Here is a 20,240-nt window from a genome sequence, read left to right as displayed (position 1 = left end):
TCGTTGAGCGAGCCGAAGGCGAGACGAAACGCGCCCTCACCCCCAGAGCATCGCCTCCACGTCGTCCACGAGCGCCGGCGCACCGCCCGCCATCGCGATCCGCTCCCCGATCCGACGGGATGCGGCGGCGTACCGTGGATCGGCCAGCACACGGTCCACGGCGCGGGCGATCTGCGACGGCGACGGCCGACCGGTGCCGACGCTGATTCCGGCGCCGGAGAACTGCACGCGCGCCGACGTCTCCGCCTTGTCCTCGCTGTCTCCGGCTACGACGATCGGTACTCCGTGGCGCATGGCGTGGTGCAGGCCCCCGTATCCGCCGTTCGTGACGAAGGCGTTCGTGCGCGGCAGCAGGCGGTCGTAGGGCAGGTAGTCGGCGGCGAACGCGTTGCGCGGTAGCGGCGGAAGCTCGGATGCGGCCCGTCCGCCGGCGGTGAGCACCACCTGCACGGGACGGTCGGCGAGGGCGCGCAGCGAGGGGCCGATGAGCTCGGAGAAGTCGGTGTTCGCGACGGTCCCCTGTGTCACGTGCACGACCGGCAGGTCGGGGTCGAGCCGGTCGATGAGCTCCCCGGCTGATCCGCTGGATGCGGCGGGCGCCGCCATCGGCCCGTAGAAGCGGAGGTGCGCGGGAGCATCGCTGCGCGGGTACTCGAACTCGGCGACGGTGAACTGGGCGAGCAGGTCGCTACGCGCGAGCACGTCCATGAAGAAGGCGCCGTCGAGCCCCGGGGCGTCGAGCCGGGCGAGCAGGTCGTCGAGCGCGCGGTGGGCACCCGACAGCACCCAGCGGGCGGAGCGGTTGAGCACCGCATCCCGCATCCGTCCGAGGGCGCGCCAGCGCGCCGGGACGATGCCGAGCCCGTAGGGCGGGCAGTCGCGGCTGGAGAAGCCGGCGGGGCCGACGCCGCACATGACGACGAGCGGCCGTTCGGATGCGGGGCGCGCGAGCAACCCCTGCACGCCGAGGAACGTCATGTCGTGGAAGACGACGTCGACGGGATCTTCCGCGAGGAGGGCGTCGAGCTTCTGCGCGGCGGACAGCGCCGGGCGCACGAAGGCCTCCTCCACGCCGGCGTTGATGGTCGCGATGCCGCGGTTGCGCCCGGAGGCACCGACGGAGTCGAGCGTGTCCGCCTCGGCGGGGAGGGCGACGAAGTCGACGCCCGCGGCCCGCACGCGGTCTGCGTAGCGCGAACCGGTCAGCATCCGCACGCGCCACCCGCGCCGCAACAGTTCCCGTCCGACGACGAGCATCGGGTCGACGTGGCCCACGGCGGGCATCGCGCAGAGCAGCGCGGACCGATTCGTAATTGACATGTTCGCCACACTAATGGATATTGAGGCACACCAATAGATCCGGGGAGGACCGATCATGAGCACAGTAACCACGCAGGCCGCCACGAAGCACCCCGCGTTCGCCGAGACGGATGCGAGGGCGTGGGCTCGATGGGGCGGCGGCCTGATCGCGGCGGGCGGCGCGCTCCTGGCTGCGGCGACCGTGGTGGAAGTCGCACTCCGCACCGAGTCGACCGGCCCGACCCTCCCTCTGTTCGCGGTGCTGTTCCTGTCGAGCGCGGCGATCCTCGCCGCGGCGATGCTGCCCCTCGCGCTGGGCACGATGGCGGCGAACGGCATCACGGGGAGCCGGGTGCGGGGAACCTTCGCGCTGCTCGGCTTCGGCGCCGTGTTCTTCGCGAACCAGCTCGTCTACTACGTGATGAGCTACGGCACGCCGGGCGGCGCGGACGCATCCCTCGGATGGCTTCCGCTCGCGCTCGGGATCGTGCAGCTCGTGCTGCTGATCGTCGGCGCCGTGGGTGCCGTGCGCGCCGGGATCGCGACGGGAGCTGCGCGGTGGGCGCTGCTGGCGCTGGCCGCGGTCGTCGCGGTGGCGGGCGGGCTCGCGGCGGCGAGCGACGACGTGGCGACCGTCACGATCGCGCTTCTGTCGTCGTGCGTGGCGCAGATCGTCGTCGGCGTGGTGTTCCTCGCTGCGCGTCCGGCCGCGAGCGGCGGTACGGTCTGAGGATGCCCCGCGCGTACCACTCCCCCCGCCGCGAGGCCGAGGCGGCGGCGACGCGGGCCGGCATCGTGGCGGCGGCGGCGAGGCTGTTCATCCGTGACGGCTACGCGGCGACGTCGATGAAGGCGATCGCCGCGGAGGCGGGCGTCTCGGCGCAGACAGTGCAGCTGCACGGCCCCAAGCACGCCCTGCTCGTCGCTGCGTTCGAGACCTCATTCGCCGGCGACGAGGGGGCGCACTCGCTCACCGAGCGTCCCCTCATCGCCGAAATCATGGCAGAGCCGGAGTTCGAGACCGCACTCGAGCGCTATGTCGCGTTCCTCACCGAGGCGAACCGGCGCTCGGCCGCGATCGTGCAGGCGATGATGGCGGCGGCGGATGCGGATGCAGCGGCCCGCGCGGCGTACCTCGAGCTCGAGGAACGCCGCCAACGCGACATGCGGTTGAGCGCGGGCTGGTTCGCGTCCCGCGGCCGCGTCCCGGAGGCGTCGATGGATGTGGCCGCGGATGTGCTGGGGCACCTGACGGGGCCGGCGACGTACCTCCACTTCACGCACGCACGCGGATGGTCCGACGAGCAGTACGCGGCGTGGATCACCACTCAACTCACCCACCTCGCCGAGTCCCTCCCACCCCCCGTTCGTTGAGCGAGCCCCAACCCGCCGTTCGTTGAGCGAGCGCAGCGAGACGAAACGCCCCCAACGTTCGTTGAGCGAGCGCAGCGAGACGAAACGCCCCCACCGCCCCGCAACGCCCCCCAACGCCCCCTGAAGCACGCAGAACTACTCACCCCGCGCCAGATTGCAACACGTCCCCATTCCGCGCGGGATCAGGACAGTATGTGCTTGTCCCCCATTCGGTGGACTGTGTCCAACGAACCGATCACCGTAACATCGCACGCAGAGACGCGCCCCATGAATCCAGATGAATCACCCGACACATCACCGTCACATTCACCTGATAACGTGCGGCCCGTCAGCAAGGCACGACTGATGAAGGGGGAAGATGTGTCGACCGATTTCGAGGTCGACGCGACGACGGAGTCGCGGATAGCGAAGAACGCGTCACCGTCTCTTCCCGACCATTTCCTGCAGCCCAAGACTCCTGCCACCTCACCTCAGCCAATCATTTCGGATGCCGATCGCCGAGCCCTCACAACCGGCCCGGTTCAGACCCACGACCGCACGCCGAAGAACTGGCGCCGCGGCTATCAGCGCCGCCTCTGGGTCAGCGATCTGCTCGCGGTCATCTGGGTGGTCTACGGCACTCAGATCGCGTGGTTCGGCCTCGGCAACGCCCAGGTCACCATCGCGCTCGACCACCGCTGGAGCGACCTCTCCTACTGGGTGTTCTCGGCGGTCCTCGTCATCGCGTGGATGGGAGCCCTCTCGTGGAGCGATTCCCGCAGCCCCCGCGTGTTCGGCACGGGCTCGGCCGAGTACGTGCGCGTCGCGGATTCGAGCCTGCGCCTGTTCGGCGCGGTCGCGATCGTGGCCTTCCTCTTCCAGATCGACCTGGCGCGCGGATTCCTGCTCATCAGCCTTCCGCTCGGCATCCTCGTGCTGCTCACGGTGCGCTGGCTCTGGCGGCAGTGGCTGATCGCGCAGCGGTCTGTGGGCGAGTACGCGGCCCGGGTGCTGCTGGTCGGCTCGGTCGAGTCCGTGGCGAACATCGCTCGTGAGCTCGCTCGCACGCCGAGCGCCGGCTACAAGGTGGTCGGCGCGTGCACGCCCACAGGCAAGGTCGGGGCCCTCGTGCCGGGAACCGAAATCCCGATGATGGGCAGCGTCAACGCGGTCGATCGAGCGATGGAGCGCGCCGGCGCCGACACGGTCGCGGTCACCAGCACCGATGAGCTGCCGCCCACGAAAGTCAAAGAGATCTCCTGGGGGCTGCAAGCCGGCCGCCAGCACCTGGTGCTCGCGCCGAGCATCGTCGATATCGCAGGCCCGCGCCTGCACACCCGCCCCGTCGCCGGACTCCCCCTGATCCACGTCGAGACGCCGCGCTTCAGCAAGGGCCAGCTCTTCCTGAAGCGCGCGGTCGACATCCTCGCGAGCACGATCGGCGTGGTCCTGCTCAGTCCTGTTCTCGCCTTCCTCGCCATGAGCATCCGCCTGTCGTCGGAGGGGCCCGTGCTCTTCCGTCAGACGCGCATCGGACGCGGGGGTCGCGAGTTCACGATGCTCAAGTTCCGTTCGATGGTCACCAACGCCGAGGAGCTGCTCGAGAATCTGCAGCGCCAGCGGCGCGAGGAGGGCATGGACTCGGGCAACGAAGTGCTGTTCAAGATGAAGAACGACCCGCGCGTGACGCCCACCGGGCGCATCATGCGCAAGTTCAGCCTCGACGAACTGCCGCAGCTGTTCAACGTGATCGGCGGCTCGATGTCGCTGGTCGGCCCCCGCCCGCCGCTGCCGAACGAGGTCGAGCAGTACTCCACGCACGTGCACCGCCGCTTCCTCGTGAAGCCCGGCATCACGGGCCTCTGGCAGGTGAGCGGGCGCTCCAGTCTCTCGTGGGAGGAGACCGTGCGTCTCGACCTCTCCTACGTCGAGAACTGGTCGCTGCTCGGCGACTTCGTCATCCTCACCAAGACCGCCAAGGCCGCACTCGCCCCCGGCGAGACGGCGCACTGAGAACACCTACATCTGCCAGTACGCCCGGGCACCCGGGGCCGTCCGTGAAGGAAGACTCATGAAGCTTCGACGAGTGCGACACCGGCTGTTCGAGCTGCTGCGGGGCCCCGAGGAAGCCGCGCGCGCGGCAGGCGTCGTGATCGGCAAGGAGTGTCGAATCCTCTCGAGCATCGCGACGAGCGAGCCGTGGCTCGTGAGTATCGGTGACCGTGTGACGATCACGGGTGGAGTCGTGTTCGCGACACACGACGGCAGTGGCTACCACGTGCGCGACGACCGCGGTCGACGCTATCGTTACGCGCCGATCACCATCGGAAACGACGTTTTCGTCGGACAGAACACTGTGATCCTGCCCGGCGTGCGTATCGGAGACGGCGCGATCGTCGGGGCGGGCTCCGTCCTGACGCGGTCCGTCCCCGCGGGCACCGTGGTCGCGGGCAACCCGGCTCGCGTCATCTCGACTCGGGCGGTGTTCGACGCACGCGTCCTGCAATGGCCGGCTCGCGATGATCAAAAGGGCGCCTCGCTCCGAGCACGGATCGATTCCATCGCCGAGACGCAGCATCGCCCAGAGATGGCCTCCTCCCTGCACGACAGCTAGGCACAACACGCAGGGCGCCGCGGCCCGGTGCAGAATCTGCGGGCCGCGATACTGCCGGAGAAAGAGGAGACGACGGTGCAACTAGTGAGCGACATCGCCTACGGGAAGCTCTTCGGAGCTGTCGACGCGAGTTCGGGAGAGTCTCGCTCACCTCTCGTTCGGTCGTGGCAGCTGTTTCGGCGCGCACGCTTGGCGGACGTCGTCTTTACAAATGAAGGCAAACAGACTCCGCCGGGCCTCGTCCTCCTGGCGCTCCTGCTGTGGTTGACCCGGCAGCGGAAGCTCGTATTATCAGAGTTCCTCCCAGGAACGCGCGGCGGGGTCAAGGGAGGAGTCGTGACAGCGGTATACGGATTCCTGCTCCCCCGCGTCCTGCTCGCTGCACAGGTGATGACCGACTGGGAGCGGGACGACTACGCTGCGCGCTATCGCATCCCCCTCGAGCGTCTCCACGTTATCCCGTTCTACTACTTCGACGACCGCGTCGTGGACGAGCCTGCCGAGTGGCGACCGTCCCACCGAAGCGGGTACCTCTCCACGGGAAAGAACGCCTGTGACTGGACGACGCTGATCGAGGCGGCAGCAGATCAACACTGGCCGCTGACGATCGTGTCGAAGCGGGCGGAGGCGGATGCCATCGAGGAGCGGGCCGCGAGCGCCGGAGTCGCGGTCCGGGCCGATGTTCCCAGGGGTGAGCACGACGAGATGCTGGCCACCTCCGCGTTGCTCATCGTGGCGCTCAAGGAGAAGTCCGTCAGCGCCGGCCATGTCCGGCTCATGACTGCGGCGACGCATGGTACTCCCGTGGTGCTGTCCGCCATCAAGGGGGTCCGCGGTTACGAATCGCTCGCCGCATCGCTCGTCGCACCCGCGAATCCTGCGGCGCTCCGGGCATCCGTGAACGCGCTGATGTCGGATCCCGCTGCGCTCGAAGCGCGGATGCGCGAAGTCCGGGAGTTCGCGCGCCAGCGGCCGTACTCGCGCTACGTGGCGGACGTCGGCGAGATGCTGGAGAAGTCGGCTGCGGAAGCGGCAGCTACCCGCGGCTGACCACGAGGCGGTAGGCCTCGTGCAGCTGTTTGCCGATCACATCCCAATCGCGTGCCCCGAGGTCGGGGGGCCCGGAAGGCGCCGACCGCTGGACGTCGTGAAGCGTCTGGATCAGCTGTGGGCCGTCGAGGTCTCCGTCGAACTGATACACCCACCCCGCTCCCACCTCGCGCGATATGTCCTCGTTGACCGCACTCCTGGGCACCAGCACCGGGCGGTTGTGGCTCAGAGCCAAGAAGAGGGCTCCGGAATTGTGCATGCGCCGGTACGGGAGAACGATGATCTCCGCCGCGAGGATCTCGTCGTCGAGCTCGGCATCGGTGACGTACTGAAGTCGTGCGCTGATTCGATCGTCCGACGCGACCGCCGCACGCACTCCATCACCGCGATCACCCGTCGCGCTCCCGACAATGCGTAATGTCGCGTCCGCTTCTGGTGCGCTGAGGAACGCGTCGAGGAGGGTCTGCACACCCTTGTACGGGCGCACGATGCCGAAGTAGAGAACACGACCCTTCACCGCATCGATGTCTGTGCGATGACCGGTCCTCGGAAGATAATGCGGATGCGGCACCGTCACGGCAGGGGCGCGTCCGGGGACGGGCGTGTGATCGTTCAACCTGATGAACAGGGCCGTGCGACGGTCGATGAGCCGCAGCAGCCGCGACTCCAGCCGCGAGCCCGCTTCGTGCGGATCGATGTTATGCAGAGTGCGGGCGATGGGGATCCCCCGCACCCACAGGACGGCGAGGAGGGTGAGCGTCTTGCCCCATCCCTTGCGCAGGAGCCGTTCCGGCCAGTGGATGTGGAAGACATCGAAGTCCGCCCGCAACGCGCCCTTCCATGTGAACGTTTGCACCTCGACGTCATTGGGCGCGCCCTCGACGAGATGATCGATGAAGCGCGTCTTCCCCGGCTCCCGAGGAGCCATGGAATGCATGACTCTCAGTCTCTTCTTCACGCGCGACCCGCCAAGACCTGCTCCAGACTGTCGAGACTGTTCGAGGGACCGAACCTGTCGAGCCACGGCGTGACGTCCACGGGCAGGATGTGGCGACACTTCTCCACGGCATCCGCGACCGCATGCGGCGAATCGGTGAGGGCGAGCGCACCCGTGATTCCCGGCACGATCGCGTCCGCAACGCCCAGAGCGCTGGAGAGGGCGACCGCGGGAACGCCCACCGCCGCGCACTCGACGAGGACGTTTCCGAACCCCTCGCGGAGCGAGCTCAGGACCACCACCGAGTTCTGCGGAAGATCCGCGCACCAGTTCTCCACCCAGCCTGCAGGCCGGTAGCCGACTCCGAGCTTCGCTGCCAACGCGGTCGTCTGATCAGAGAGAGGCCCGCTGCCGAACGAGACGACGTTCACACGGTAGCCACGATCGCGCAGCACCGCAGCAGCCTCGACGGCGAGCCACGGCTGCTTCTGCACGACCTGACGCGCCGGCATGACGACGGTGATCTCGCTGTCCATGTCGAGCGTGCGCATGACGGGTCGCTCCATCCCTGCAACCTTCGCGGTGGCGGGATTCGGGACAACCGTGCAACGCTCACCGGGAACACCGAACCAGCTCACCAGCTCGGCTGCGACGGGATGCGAGATTGCGATGACCCCATAGGCCCTGCGGTAGACGGTTCTCGCGAGCCTGATCTTGGCTCGATGCGAGAGGCTCGAGCCCGGGATTCCCAGGGAGACCAGGTTCCTCTCGCTGACGAACACCCGGGGTCTGACGGTCTTCGCGAGCGTCATGGTGGCCAGGATCGCGACGAGGTTAGGAAAAGTCTGAAGGGAGAGCACCACGTCGAATCGGCGCTTGCGAACGAGCTTGCGGAGCCGGCCGATCGTCGCGACCAGGCCTCCACCGGCCACTGAGAGAGTCTCGACCTCGATGTCGGGGATGCTGCCGCCGTCGCGACCCGTCGTGGCGATCGTGACCTCGTGGCCCCGCGCCGCCAGTCCGACCGCCCACGTGCGGGCGACGTATTCCGCGCCACCGCCATGCAGCGCGGCGCTGAGAACGAGAACTCTCACCGGGAACCAACTTTCCGAATCCATCGTCGACCGATCTGGCCAAGGTGCAGTGCGACAAGATAGGGGATGCCCACCCTCGTGATCAGCCAGACATCACGGTGGAGTCGCGGCGAACGAGAGCGCAGCGCAGCGAGATCGAGCCCACCCGCAGCTTCTCGAGCGCGCCTGATGCCGTCGACCCGAACGGCCCAGTCCGCGCGGACACGGGTCGGAGTGCGTCCGGATGGGACGACAAGGAACCACGCGGTGAAGTGTTCGAACTGCGCGGAGCGGGGATCGCGGCCCAGCTCCGAGGAGTGGATCCGGCGTGCGAGCGCGTGCGCGTCTCCAAGGTTGCCGAGCTTAGGATCTTTCTTCCTGGTGATCGACCCCTCTCGAACCACGTGGAAGTAGAGCACGTCGGGGATGAACTGGATGCTTCGGCTGCGGCTAACGGCCCGCGCCACTCCCGTGAAATCCGACTGCGAAGACAGCAGATCGAAGGGATCCTCGCCGAGCACCGTGCGGCGGAACAGCTTGTTCCAGAGATAGCCGTTGAGCCCGCCCTCGAGCAGAAGATCCCATGCCGACTCACGATCGACGACGCGCTCCTCGTCGAGGCCGTCGATGATCCGGCCGGGCTTGTCCTTCGCGTAACGCAGATCGGCTCGACAGATCACGATGTCCGCGCCTGAGCGGTCTACCGCTTCGAGGAAACGATCGACGATCCCGGGATCCCAGAGATCGTCATCATCGACGAACCAGACGTAGTCGCGCGTTGCGGCGGCCAGCCCCAGGTTTCGCGCACGGGCGACGCCTCCCGCCGTGGGGCACGGGATGAAGACAAGCGCCGGGTAGTCTGCCACGAAGGCGGCGAGCACATCTGTCGTGCCGTCGGAGGAGCCGTCGTCGACAAGGATCACCTCGCATCCTCTGTCCACCAGCGGAGCGATTCTCTGAAGCAGTTCAGAGAGATGCGCCCGCGAGTTGTGCACCGGCGCGATCACGCTCAGGGCGCTCGCCGTGCCGCTCATGTACTCACGGCCCGCTCGACACGACGCGAGGCGGCGACGAGGAGGTCCTGTTGGCTCAGCTGGTCCGCCGCGGGGGCCAAGGCGAGTCCCCTCTCCTCGAGGTTTCGAGCGATCTGGAGCTGATGATCGTCGACGTGCTCTCCGCGGTGCGCACGACGAGGCACGAGCACCGGGAAGATGCCCATATCGAGGAGTTTGAGGGCAGTCCCCACACCGGCATGGGTCACGACCACGTCTGCGGCTGCGGCTTCCGCCTCGAAGTCGTCCGCCGACATGTACGTGCGCACGTCACCGGGCAGATCGTCGCGTGTCGTCTCACCCAACTGCCAGTGGAACTCCGCATCCGGCGCGACTCGCTTCATCTGATCGACCAGCTGATCGAAGCGATAGGGCTTGATCGTCCCCAAGGTGACGAACACCCGCAACGGCTCCGAGGACGTGCGTTCGGCGGCCGCAGCCCCGAAGTCGTCGAGGACGGAGAACGCGTGCTTCCATCGGGAAGAAGCCCACTGCGGATGCTGCGTGAACAGCCGCACTCCCGGCAGAGCCGACATCAGGCGCCCCGTGAGTGAAGGACCTTCGAACCGTGACACGCTCTCGATGTAAACGACCTTCTTACGGCGAACGAGAGCACGGGGCAGAATCGGCAAAGCGGCAGCCGCCCCGGTGCTGATGGCGACATCAAACTCCTCCTCACGGAGCAGTCTGCGCGCGATGCGACCTGACCGTGCGACCGCGCGGAAGTCGCGAGGAGCGATGTACGGCAGGTAGACGACACGCTGCCCCTTGAGCAGCGACTTGGACTGCTCCGATTCAAAGGTCACCCACAACGGGTCGGCGGCCAGGCCGAGCTGCGGCGCGAGCCGGTGAAGTTGCGCGAGGTGCCCTCCCGTCGACGCCACGAGGATCGCTCGTGCCCCGTGGATCTCGGGAATCAGAGGCGAATCAGCCATTTCCGGGCACCTTTCCCGCGAGGCGGCTCCACTCGATCTCGAGGAGCTCCCGAACCTTGTCGGGCGAGTAGTTCTGTTCGATGCGACGGCGAGATGCCGTCCCCGACTCCTCCAGCACGGTCGGCTGCGCGATCAACCCCTGAATCGCCGCGGCAAGCGCATCGACGTTTCCTACCTCCACCAACGTGCCCACACCCCCCACGAGCTCTTCGATCTGGCCGACCGGAGTGGCGACGACCGCGCAACCACGCGCCATGCTCTCCAGGAGGAACATTGGCATTGCTTCGTTGCGCGAAGGTAACACCGCGATTGCCGCTCGCGATTGCAAGGAGAGTAGTTCTGCGTGAGGGATGGCACCCATGCTGACGACACCTGGGATCTCTATGTCGCTACGCGCGAATCCGGGGTGAAGGGGTCCAGCGAGAACCAACGCCCAGTCAGCCCGCCCCTCACCGAGTTGCGCCCAGGCGGCGAGAAGAACATCGGCGCCCTTGCGCTCGCCAATTTCGCCACCGAAGAGCACCGTCCGCTCTTTCGGGCCGAACGCCGGGGGCAGGTCGACAACGTTGGAAAGCTGAACGATCCGCGTGGACGCTGTTGCGAGCGCGGACTGCAGAATTCGCCGGGTCTCGTCGGTGAGTACGAAGATCACATCGGCCCGCCCGCACACAGCTCTCACGAGACGCGGGTAGCCGCGACTGAAGTCAGGGAACTGGCTTCCGTGAAGGTGAATTCCCACACCGTGCCCGAGCCACCGGGACCAGACCACCAGCGAGCCTTCACGAACGAACGAGCCCTTCGCCGACATGTGCACAAGTACGGCCGACCGACCGAACCTCATTCGAACAAGGAGCAGTCGGAGGGCGGCCGTCACCCACAGAAGCGGCGCCGCCCAGTCCCTCCGACCACGCGTCGACAGGATGCCGATCGTCTGGTGCCCTTCGATCCGCCATCCCAGATACTGGTTGACGACCTGCGCGATTCCGCCGGGTCTGTCCCCGAGCACTCCGACGTGCGCGATGACCGCGCCCCCCTTGCGGCTCATTTCCGCTGCCTCTCCTCCGCCGTGACCGTGGTCCCGCTACCGACCCGTGCAGCGCCGCTACCGATCGCAATCACCAGCACCATGCCGCACAGAATCAGCGCAGACCGCCGGTCGTCGAAGTAGTTGTAACCGCTGACCGCAACCAGGAAAGCGGCGAGCCCGGCAACAGCCGCCACCCGGTACGACGCGATCGCCCGCGCAAACCCAACTGCGAAGAGCGCCACGATCAGCACGAGGCCAGGGACGCCCACACTTACCAGCGCCTGAAGCGGGGAGAGCTCGATCGGCAGCGTCGAGCCCGCGAGCGTTGCGGCGAGGGACGACGTACCGGCACCATTCCCCAGGAATCCGGACTTCTCCGCAAGCGAAAATGCGAGCTCGAACCCCTGAGTCCTCGCGGCGGAGGAGCCATCGGCCTCATCGGATGCCCATCGATCGAGAAGCGGAGTGAGCGTGAGGAGCGCTGCTCCCGCGGAAAGCAGAAGCGCAAGTCCCAATGCTCGCCCTCGACGGGATCGCCCGGGACGCATGACGACCATCGCCAACGCGAGCAGGATCCCCACGACCACCGCGACGAGTGAGCTTCGCGATGACGTGACGAGCACTCCGCCGAGGGCGATGAACGCTGTCAGCAAGGTCGCCAATCGGTGCCCTTCCAACCACCTGCCGAACGCGAGGAGAGTGCCGACCGCGAGGAAGGTACCGAACAGCAGCGGGTGCCCGAAGGGGCCTTCGGATCGGTAGACCGACCAGTGCTGAGAAGACTGCGCTCCCAGGGCCCAGTAAAGGAAGTTCGCACGCAGAATGAACTCGATGATGGCGTAAACACCCAACACCCCGGCGAGGACGATCCAGGTCACCTCGAGCGTCTTCGCTTCTTTCGATACGTCTGACACGAGGAGCGGAACGACGACGACGGGAAGGAACGCAAGCAGCCACCCCGTGCTGCTGACTCCGAGGTCGCCGATCTGCGTCAGCAGGAGAAGCCAGATCGCCAGCGCGATCGCAAGCACGGGAACGCTCGGCGCAGCCCGAGCGGGACGCTCGCCGACTCCCGACTGACGGGCACTTCGCTGAATGTGTCCCAGGCCGCTCGCCGCACGTCGGAGCAGCCAGACGATGAGAATGATGCTCGCCGTCCCGATCGGCAATCCCGTCGGAACGAACTGCGCGATACCGATGCCGTAGAGCGCGAAGGCGAATGCGGGAAGGACGTGGACCGGCATCCGCAGCAGCGCGAACACCAGCAGCGCCGCGAACGGCACCACGATGAGGTAGCGGGTTGGAGTGGCAGCCATCGTTGGCAGCGTCAGGGCGACCACGATCAGCGAAAGCACCGCACCCACCAGCACCCATGCGCCGACGGGCGTCCGTGTGACCGATGCGCTCATAGCCCCACCCTACGATTTCGCGATTCGCGGCTCGCGGTAGCCTGCAGCTCGCTCATGATCGCCCGCCACGAAAGAACCGCGCGGTGTCAAGGATGGCGCGGACATCGCGCCGGTAGGCCGGTATGAGCACGAAACAGGCAGCCATTGCCGCAGCGAATGCGAGCACGCCCAGAGCGAGCGGGACGATGGGGGCCACATCCTGCGGCACAAGGAGGGCACCCAGCCAGGACACCACACCTGCGACGGCGTAGATGGCGAAGGCGCGCGCACCATTCGTGAGCATGGCCAGCACCGGTGCATCCGACACTCGCGCAAGCCACCACAGAGTCGCAGGCCAAAGGAGCAAGCTCACCACGGAGAATGCGAGCCCCACGCCTGTGGGTCCGCCAACGAGTGCGCCGATGATCACTGCGACGACGACGAGCGGGCGTGTGATCAGCGAGAACCACAGGTAGCTCACTGTGAGCCCCTTGGACAGGAAGACCCAGTAGCAGGCGTAGTTTGCCATCGAGGCGAGTCCACCCGCTGCAAGCGACTGGAAGATCGGGACGGAATCCGTCCACTGCGGGCCCAGCACGAGCTCGAAGAGGGGCATCGCCTGGGCAGCAGTGAGCGAGAGAATGATCGCCACGGCGTGAAGGAGGATGGTCTGACCGCGAAGCAGGAAGGCCGTGTATCGATCCGCGTCGTCATTCAGGCGGGACAGCACCGGCAACGCCACTCGAGTGGACGGCGCCTGGAACTGATTGAGGGGCAGCATCAACACCTGGTAAGCGCGGTTGTAGTAGCCGACGGCGACCGGCCCGAGCGTCACTCCCAGCACGACCGAATCGACGTTCTTGCTCGCGTATCCGAGCAGCTGCGAGCCGGCGACTCCGACTCCGAATCGGAAGAACTGTCGCATCGCTACATGCCTGCTGTACCAGCGTGGTACCCATCGCCCAGCAGCCACGACACCCACGAGCCCCAACACGGTCTGCGACACCGTCATCACGACGAGCGCCCAATATCCTCCACCGATGGCCGCGATGCCGATCGCCGCCGCGACCGAGATGACCTGCGCGGCCGTATCCACCACGGCGAGGACGCCGAACTTGAGACGGCGGTTCAAATCCGCGCGGTGTTGCGTCGCCAAGCCGTTGATGACGAACGTCGAAGCACACGCGGCCATCACCGCGGACACCGCCGGGTCTCCGTACAGGCTCGCGACCAGAGGGCTGCACGCGACCGCGACGAGAGCGAGGATGAGGCCGATCGAGGAGTTGATCCAGAACAGATTGCTGCGCTGGCCGAGCGAGATGTTCTTGGCCTGGATCGACGCGGAAGAAAGACCGAAATCCCGGAACACCTCGCCGATACCCACGATGGCCGTGACCATGGCGACCAACCCGAAATCAGCGGGTCCCAGCAGCCGCGCCAAGACCACAAGGCTGACCATCTGGATAACGACCCGCAGGATCTGCCCGGCTGCGGTGACCGCCGCGCCGCGTGATGCGCTGCCGCCCAGGCTCTCTGTCGTCATCGTTTGACTGCCGAGCGCCGAACTCGTGCGATCCTCTTCGCCCATGCCGGAGCGCTGCGCTTGGCAGCGCCGACGGCGCCCGCGAGGTTCTGACGCCAGAAGGGCGCCGCAAGCCGGAGCAGCCGATAGCCCCGGTAGGTCGGGATCCTCTTGCCCGCGAGAAGACGACCCAGAAGTCGCCCCGCGAGTTGCTGCTTACGTTTGACCTGCAGCGGCTGGATTGCGGCGACGCGGTCCAGATCCAGTCGGGCGAGCGCGACGATCCCCGCCAACGCCGCCTCCTCCAGCAGTTTCGCGCCCCTTGGGGTCCGCGCAATCACGACGCTGTTCCCGTCCGCGTTCTCGAACACAGGAAAGCCTCGTTCATCGGCATTCCAGTAGTCGCCGACGGCGATATCTGCGTGCCCACCGGTACCGTCCGGGCATAGCTTGCACCGCCATTGGACGGTCTTGCCCAAGTGGGCACCCCAGGACTGTTCGTACGAGAGTCTTCCCACGTTGCCGTCGCGGTCGGTGGCCACGAAGTTGCCGGGCCATCCCTCACCGCGATAGCGAAGGGACTCGAGGCGGTCGACGTTGACGCCGAGCTTCTCGATGAGCGCCGTCGTCGCGTCCTGAGAGGGAACGCCGGCACAGAAGAAGGACAGCAGCACCGGCCGTTCCTCGACTCCGCTGGCATCCAGCCACTGGGAGGCCGCCGACACCTCGCATGGCTTGCCCACGAGCGCGGTGGCGGGGTCCAACCGCGCCTGCCCCGCCAGGGCGGCCACGGGCGAATAGCGCGAACCCGCCGCAGACAGGACGTCTTCGCGCCGCATGATCTGAACAGGCACGGCTCTCGACGGGCTGGAGGCAGATGCGCGCACCGCCGACACGGCCCTCACCTCTCCCGTTTCGAGGAGGTAGGCCGACAATGCGGTCAGGACACCGCCGCTGCTGCCCCGATCACGCATCTCGGGATCGAGCGCGAATCCCTCGTACGCCTCGACGTACACGCCGAAGGTGGGATGCGTCCGCAGGCCGCGAGACGACGGGGCCGCGAGACGTGCCCCCGGGCACACCTTCTCGAAGAGCTTCGCTTCGGCACGGGGCGACGTGTCGGCGCGCTGCCCCACCACCGGCCGCGCGTATCCGCCGTCGATTCGCATGCTCACGCGCGCGGACACCAGTGCGCAGCCACCGCATCCGCTGCAGTTGTCGTTGTCGACAACGCGGCGAACGGCGTTCTCCAGCTGATCAGCCACCCGTGCTCCCCACCGCTGAACGACGCCTCCTCGCGATGCGAAGGCCGGATACGGCGCCCCTCACCACCGAGCTCGTCGCCCGAGCCCAGTCCCTGACGCTCCGCGGGTTGGACCGCCGACACAGCCGCCACGAGTACGCGGGGGTACGAAGTAGGACAGTCGCCCAGCGCCGCGGCGGTTGGCCGCTGAGCGCGAAGATGAGCCGATTGCGACTGTTGTAGTAGAGGTACGCCTGCGACTTGCCGGCATGCGCTCCGGTTTGCGTCCCACCGACGGCATGGACCGCGACCGCATCGTCGAGCACCTCGAGCCGTCCACCGAGCTTCTTCCACCGATCGCTCAGATCGACGTCCTCCCAATAGAGGAAGTACGTCTCGTCGAAGCCTCCGAGTGAACGCCAGGCATCCGCATCGATGGCCAAGCAGGCGCCAGTCAGCCAGTCACGAGCACCCAATGCGTGGCGGACGATCCCGCGCGCCGGGTCCAGATAGCCACCCCCGAACCAGATTCCGCCCCGCGAGTCGAGCACCTTGGGGGCGATGATCCGATCCGGTGATGCGCTCGCGATGAGCGTGCGTGCACTGTCCGGCGAAAGCAGAGCGTCGGGATTGAGAAGCAGAAGCACCTCGGCGCCGTTTTCGAGCGCGAATTCGGCTCCCCTGTTGACAGCCGCGCCGAACCCGATGTTCGCCCCGCTGACGATCAATCGCCATCCCTCGGCGTCGGCGAGCCGACTGATGTGTGCAGCCTCCTCAGGATCCGTCGAGTTGTCCACCACGACGATCGAAGCCAATCCCGACAGACCCGAGCCCGCGAGATTCTCTTCCAGGAGAGACCCCGAGTTGTAACTCACCACGATCAACGCAGCCGGCCGCTGGGAGCTCACGTCAACTCGCCTTCAGAAGCGATCTCAGCGCCTCGGTGGCTGTGGCTCGCTTGTCCGCCGCGACGCCAAGTGTCTTCTGCAACTCATCGAGGGGGAGGTCTCCGCCGGCAATCCGCTCGATCGTTGACTGCGCAGGCCGCGGGGCGGTGCGAAGGTCAACGGTCTCGCTCCACTTGACATCCTCCAGGAGCGGCTGGAACTTGCGGGAGTACGCCCACGGGATCGCCGGGGTTCCCACCGACAATGCGTTCAAACACGCATGCATCCGGGAGCCCAGCACCCAGTGAGCGCTCGCGACCGCCGTTCTGGCGTCTGAGAGACTCTGGGGCACGATCGTTTCGATATCGGAAAATCGCCGGGTCAGCTCGTCGAGCGGGACCATGTCGTTGTCCGCTGTCGAGTTCTCCAGGACGTGGGGCAGGAGCGATACCGTCCGGCCGCGCTCTCGGAGCCCTTCGATCAGATCGATGACCGACTGCCGGTAGCTCGCCGCATCCAGATGCGAGTTCTCGCGCCACAACAGCCCGGAGACGTTCACCATCACGTCGCGCGTCTTCTGCGCTTGGACCACAGGGAGCGAGAAGACGAGATCGGTGGCGCGCACGACATCGCGGCGCCCAAGCTCGGCAGCGTGATTGGTACTCACTCCGTCACGTGACATGACAATGTCCGCTCGGCGCAGCACTCGGCTCGCCAGCATCCGGTGAGCTCGCCCGGTGAAGGGGCCAATGGTCTGTGGGAGGAGAACGAGCGGGATCCCCAGCCGCCGCGCCGTGAGCTGCGTGTAGGTGATACGTGCCAGCCGATTGCGGCCGTAGATGTCCGTGAAGGAATCCCCGGCGCCGGTATCGAAGACGGCATCGAACTGGCGGAGCCACTGCTTGATCGGCCCGCGCGGTCTACCGATGTCCTTCTTCACGAGGTCCAACGAAACGCGGAATCCCTCTGGGTTCGGGCCGAGATCCTGGAAGACGACCTCCGTCCCGGGGCCAAAGACATTGCGCGCCAGAGCCTCAGCACCCTCGGCGAGAACACGCACTCCCAGGTTCGCCGAACGCCCATCCGCCCACAGAACAAGTACTCGCATGCCACTCCCCCTACATTCCTGGGCAGCGGCGCCCGAGCCAGTAGCACGCATGTTACCCGACAGCATTCCGTGGTTGCGCACCGGTCCTGACACCGAATAGCCGGAGAGCGCGTGGCTCGAACGGAGATTACGGAGAACTGTCATGAGCGTCATGTGCGTGACACACGCATCTGGTAAGCATCAATGAGCCAGAACGACGAGCTCAGTTGGGGAGAACCGTGAAGCTGTCTGTCATCGGATGTGGATACCTCGGCGCCGTTCATGCGGCGGCGATGGCGTCGATCGGCCACGAAGTGGTCGGAATCGACGTCGACCAGCGCAAGATCGACGCGTTGTCGAAGGGAGAGGCGCCGTTCTTCGAGCCCGGACTGCAAGAGATCCTCTCCGAGGGCATCGCCTCCGGAAACCTGAGCTTCACGACAGACATGGCGGCCGCGCACGGGGCGAAGGTTCACTTCGTCGGCGTGGGAACTCCTCAGCAGAAGGACGGCTACGCGGCCGACCTCACATACGTGAATGCCGCCGTCGACGGCCTGCTGCCCTATCTCTCCGAAGGCGACATCGTGGCGGGCAAGTCCACAGTGCCGGTAGGCACGGCCACTGGGCTCGCGCCGCGGGTGACAGCCACGGGCGCGACGCTGGTGTGGAACCCCGAGTTTCTCCGCGAGGGCTTCGCAGTGCAGGACACGGTCGACCCCGACCGCCTCGTCGCAGGCGTGCCGGCCGGTGACGAAGGCGAGCGCGCCGCTTCCGTCCTGCGCGAGGTCTACCACCCCTCCGTCGCCAAGGGGACGCCGTTCATCGTCACCGATTACGCGACGGCCGAGTTGGTGAAGGTGTCGGCGAACGCGTTCCTCGCCACCAAGATCAGCTTCATCAACGCCATGGCGGAGATCGCCGAGGTGACAGGTGCCGACGTGACCCAGCTTGCGGACGCCATCGGACACGACGCCCGAATCGGACGTCGCTTCCTCGGTGCCGGCATCGGCTTCGGCGGCGGCTGCCTCCCGAAGGACATCCGCGCGTTCAGCGCGCGTGCCGAAGAACTCGGCCGCGGTGAATCGGTGGCGTTCCTCCGCCAGGTGGATGAGATCAACCTGCGCCGCCGTGAGCGTGCTGTCCAGCTCGTCGTCGAGGGTCTCGGCGGCTCCGTCTTCAAGAAGAACGTCACCGTGCTGGGCGCGGCTTTCAAGCCGCATTCCGACGACATCCGCGACTCTCCTGCCCTCGACGTCGCGGTCCGCCTGCACGGCCTCGGAGCCTGGGTGACGGTGACCGACCCGGCGGCGATCGAGAACGCACGTCGTGTACACCCGCAACTGAACTACGTCGAAGACCGCGACGAGGCCTTGCGCGGCGCCGATGCGGTCATCATGGTGACCGAGTGGGACGAGTACCGCCGCGAGCTCGACCCGGAGCACGCGTCGACGCTCGCCGCAGGCCGGGTCGTTGTTGATGGCCGCAACGGCCTCGACGCCGCTGCGTGGCGAGCCGCCGGGTGGACCTACCTGGGTATGGGGCGCCCGTGAGGAATTCTCTCGACTGACCAAAGCTGCTCACGCAAACGCCAGCACTCGGAGAGCGGTTTGGGCCGCTCCGTCCGATGAGAGACACAGCGGCCCAGACAGGGAGGGTAAGCACATGCGCGGAATAGTCCTTGCCGGAGGATCGGGGACGCGGTTGCACCCGATCACGCTGGGAGTGTCCAAGCAGTTGATCCCGGTGTACGACAAGCCGATGGTCTATTACCCGCTGTCGACGTTGATGCTCGCTGGTATCACGGACATTCTCATCGTCACGACCCCGCATGACGCTCCATTCTTCGAGCGCTTGCTGGGCGATGGGTCGCAGTTCGGTGTGTCGATCACCTTCGCCGTGCAGCCGTCTCCTGACGGGTTGGCACAGGCGTTCACGATCGGCGCCGACTTCATCGGTGACGACAAGGTTGCTCTCGTCCTCGGTGACAACCTGCTCTACGGACCGGGTCTCGGCACACAGTTGAAGCGCTACACGAATGTCGACGGCGGGGCTGTGTTCGCATACTGGGTCGCGGAGCCCCGTGCGTACGGCGTCGTGGAATTCGACTCTGAAGGCAAAGCCGTATCACTGGAAGAGAAGCCTGCCGAACCGAAGAGCAACTACGCGGTTCCCGGACTCTACTTCTACGACAACGACGTGATCGAAATCGCGCGCTCCCTCGTTCCCTCGCCACGGGGCGAGTATGAGATCACCGACGTGAACCGCGAGTACCTCGAACGCGGCAAACTGCAGGTCGAAGTCCTTCCCCGCGGCACTGCCTGGCTCGACACCGGCACATTCGACCAGATGACCGACGCCGCCGATTACGTCCGCACGATGGAACGTCGCACCGGGTTGCGCATCGGAGTTCCCGAGGAGGTGGCATGGCGTCAAGGCTTTCTCACCGACGATGAACTCCGGGAGCGAGCCGAAAAGCTCGTCAAATCCGGCTACGGCGCCTACCTGCTCGAAACCCTGGAAAGGGGACGTTGATGTCCAAGCTCCTCGTGACCGGTGGTGCCGGGTTCATTGGTTCGAATTTCGTGCACCATGTGGTGGGGAACACGGATCACGAGGTGATCGTGCTCGACAAGCTCACCTACGCGGGTAACGAGGCATCTCTCGCGGGGCTTCCCGAGGATCGGGTGCGTCTGGTCGTGGGCGATATCGCCGACGCGGCGCTGGTCGATGAGTTGTTCTCCCAGGTGGATGCGGTGGTGCATTACGCGGCCGA

Annotated in this window: 19 protein-coding genes; 8 read left to right on the top strand and 11 right to left on the bottom strand. The window is 66.6% G+C overall.

What is annotated here, in order from left to right:
- Nucleotides 1–36: 36 nt before the first annotated feature.
- Nucleotides 37–1,320 carry a glycosyltransferase gene (locus tag ACYVJS_RS01600; protein ID WP_460737134.1) on the bottom strand — a complete coding sequence of 428 codons (1,284 nt, stop codon included), beginning with the start codon at nt 1,318–1,320 and terminating at the stop codon, nt 37–39.
- A 55-nt stretch (nt 1,321–1,375) separates the two neighbouring features.
- Here ACYVJS_RS01600 and ACYVJS_RS01595 point away from each other — a divergent pair, with 55 nt between their 5' ends.
- From ACYVJS_RS01595 to ACYVJS_RS01575, 5 genes are all read left to right on the top strand, one after another.
- Nucleotides 1,376–2,029 carry a hypothetical protein gene (locus ACYVJS_RS01595; RefSeq protein ID WP_460737132.1) on the top strand — a complete coding sequence of 218 codons (654 nt, stop codon included), beginning with the start codon at nt 1,376–1,378 and terminating at the stop codon, nt 2,027–2,029.
- 2 nt (nt 2,030–2,031) lie between these two features.
- Nucleotides 2,032–2,673 carry a TetR/AcrR family transcriptional regulator gene (locus ACYVJS_RS01590; protein ID WP_460737130.1) on the top strand — a complete coding sequence of 214 codons (642 nt, stop codon included), beginning with the start codon at nt 2,032–2,034 and terminating at the stop codon, nt 2,671–2,673.
- Between the two features lie 345 nt (nt 2,674–3,018).
- Entirely contained in the window at nt 3,019–4,665 is a 1,647-nt protein-coding gene (locus ACYVJS_RS01585; protein WP_460737128.1) for a sugar transferase, read from the top strand.
- Between the two features lie 58 nt (nt 4,666–4,723).
- Complete coding sequence (locus ACYVJS_RS01580; RefSeq protein WP_460737126.1) at nt 4,724–5,266, top strand: acyltransferase; 543 nt, start codon at nt 4,724–4,726, stop codon at nt 5,264–5,266.
- Nucleotides 5,267–5,602: 336 nt separating this feature from the next.
- Complete coding sequence (locus ACYVJS_RS01575) at nt 5,603–6,316, top strand: glycosyltransferase family protein (RefSeq protein WP_460737124.1); 714 nt, start codon at nt 5,603–5,605, stop codon at nt 6,314–6,316.
- Here the strand turns inward: ACYVJS_RS01575 and ACYVJS_RS01570 are convergent.
- Genes ACYVJS_RS01570 through ACYVJS_RS01525 form a run of 10 tightly spaced genes read right to left on the bottom strand, consistent with a single transcriptional unit; the run spans nt 6,303 to nt 17,440 of the window.
- Nucleotides 6,303–7,253 carry a glycosyltransferase gene (locus ACYVJS_RS01570; RefSeq protein WP_460737122.1) on the bottom strand — a complete coding sequence of 317 codons (951 nt, stop codon included), beginning with the start codon at nt 7,251–7,253 and terminating at the stop codon, nt 6,303–6,305. The two genes, ACYVJS_RS01575 and ACYVJS_RS01570, sit on opposite strands and share 14 nt — an antisense overlap.
- A gap of 17 nt (nt 7,254–7,270) precedes the next feature.
- Nucleotides 7,271–8,347 (bottom strand): glycosyltransferase, encoded by a 1,077-nt coding sequence (locus tag ACYVJS_RS01565; protein ID WP_460737120.1) that lies wholly within the window; start codon nt 8,345–8,347, stop codon nt 7,271–7,273.
- Nucleotides 8,344–9,360, bottom strand: coding sequence for a glycosyltransferase family 2 protein (locus ACYVJS_RS01560; protein WP_460737118.1), 1,017 nt, complete (start codon nt 9,358–9,360; stop codon nt 8,344–8,346). The genes ACYVJS_RS01565 and ACYVJS_RS01560 overlap by 4 nt, the downstream gene beginning before the upstream one ends.
- Nucleotides 9,357–10,313 carry a glycosyltransferase gene (locus ACYVJS_RS01555; RefSeq protein WP_460737116.1) on the bottom strand — a complete coding sequence of 319 codons (957 nt, stop codon included), beginning with the start codon at nt 10,311–10,313 and terminating at the stop codon, nt 9,357–9,359. Before ACYVJS_RS01555 ends, ACYVJS_RS01560 begins: the two co-directional genes overlap by 4 nt.
- A complete protein-coding gene (locus ACYVJS_RS01550; protein ID WP_460737114.1) occupies nt 10,306–11,358 on the bottom strand; it encodes a glycosyltransferase family 4 protein in 1,053 nt (350 codons plus the stop codon). The genes ACYVJS_RS01555 and ACYVJS_RS01550 overlap by 8 nt, the downstream gene beginning before the upstream one ends.
- Nucleotides 11,355–12,749, bottom strand: coding sequence for an O-antigen ligase family protein (locus tag ACYVJS_RS01545; protein WP_460737112.1), 1,395 nt, complete (start codon nt 12,747–12,749; stop codon nt 11,355–11,357). The genes ACYVJS_RS01550 and ACYVJS_RS01545 overlap by 4 nt, the downstream gene beginning before the upstream one ends.
- Nucleotides 12,750–12,801: 52 nt before the next feature.
- On the bottom strand, nt 12,802–14,271 hold the full coding sequence (locus ACYVJS_RS01540) for a lipopolysaccharide biosynthesis protein (RefSeq protein ID WP_460737110.1): 1,470 nt from the start codon (nt 14,269–14,271) through the stop codon (nt 12,802–12,804).
- The gene (locus ACYVJS_RS01535) at nt 14,268–15,515 is read right to left on the bottom strand and encodes a Coenzyme F420 hydrogenase/dehydrogenase, beta subunit C-terminal domain (protein ID WP_460737108.1); all 1,248 of its coding nucleotides are present in this window, start codon (nt 15,513–15,515) and stop codon (nt 14,268–14,270) included. Before ACYVJS_RS01535 ends, ACYVJS_RS01540 begins: the two co-directional genes overlap by 4 nt.
- Complete coding sequence (locus ACYVJS_RS01530; protein ID WP_460737106.1) at nt 15,508–16,401, bottom strand: glycosyltransferase family 2 protein; 894 nt, start codon at nt 16,399–16,401, stop codon at nt 15,508–15,510. Before ACYVJS_RS01530 ends, ACYVJS_RS01535 begins: the two co-directional genes overlap by 8 nt.
- Nucleotide 16,402: 1 nt before the next feature.
- On the bottom strand, nt 16,403–17,440 hold the full coding sequence (locus ACYVJS_RS01525; RefSeq protein WP_460737104.1) for a polysaccharide pyruvyl transferase family protein: 1,038 nt from the start codon (nt 17,438–17,440) through the stop codon (nt 16,403–16,405).
- A gap of 266 nt (nt 17,441–17,706) precedes the next feature.
- Here ACYVJS_RS01525 and ACYVJS_RS01520 point away from each other — a divergent pair, with 266 nt between their 5' ends.
- The 3 genes from ACYVJS_RS01520 to ACYVJS_RS01510 all read left to right on the top strand — a co-directional run.
- Complete coding sequence (locus tag ACYVJS_RS01520) at nt 17,707–19,017, top strand: UDP-glucose dehydrogenase family protein (protein ID WP_460737102.1); 1,311 nt, start codon at nt 17,707–17,709, stop codon at nt 19,015–19,017.
- A 112-nt stretch (nt 19,018–19,129) separates the two neighbouring features.
- The gene (rfbA, locus tag ACYVJS_RS01515) at nt 19,130–19,999 is read left to right on the top strand and encodes a glucose-1-phosphate thymidylyltransferase RfbA (protein ID WP_460737100.1); all 870 of its coding nucleotides are present in this window, start codon (nt 19,130–19,132) and stop codon (nt 19,997–19,999) included.
- The coding region (locus ACYVJS_RS01510; RefSeq protein ID WP_460737098.1) for an NAD-dependent epimerase/dehydratase family protein at nt 19,999–20,240 on the top strand (242 nt) is incomplete at its 3' end. The genes rfbA and ACYVJS_RS01510, both read left to right, overlap by 1 nt.

This window comes from Microbacterium neimengense, assembly GCF_054782995.1.
This window is presented reverse-complemented; position numbering and strand designations above follow the sequence as displayed.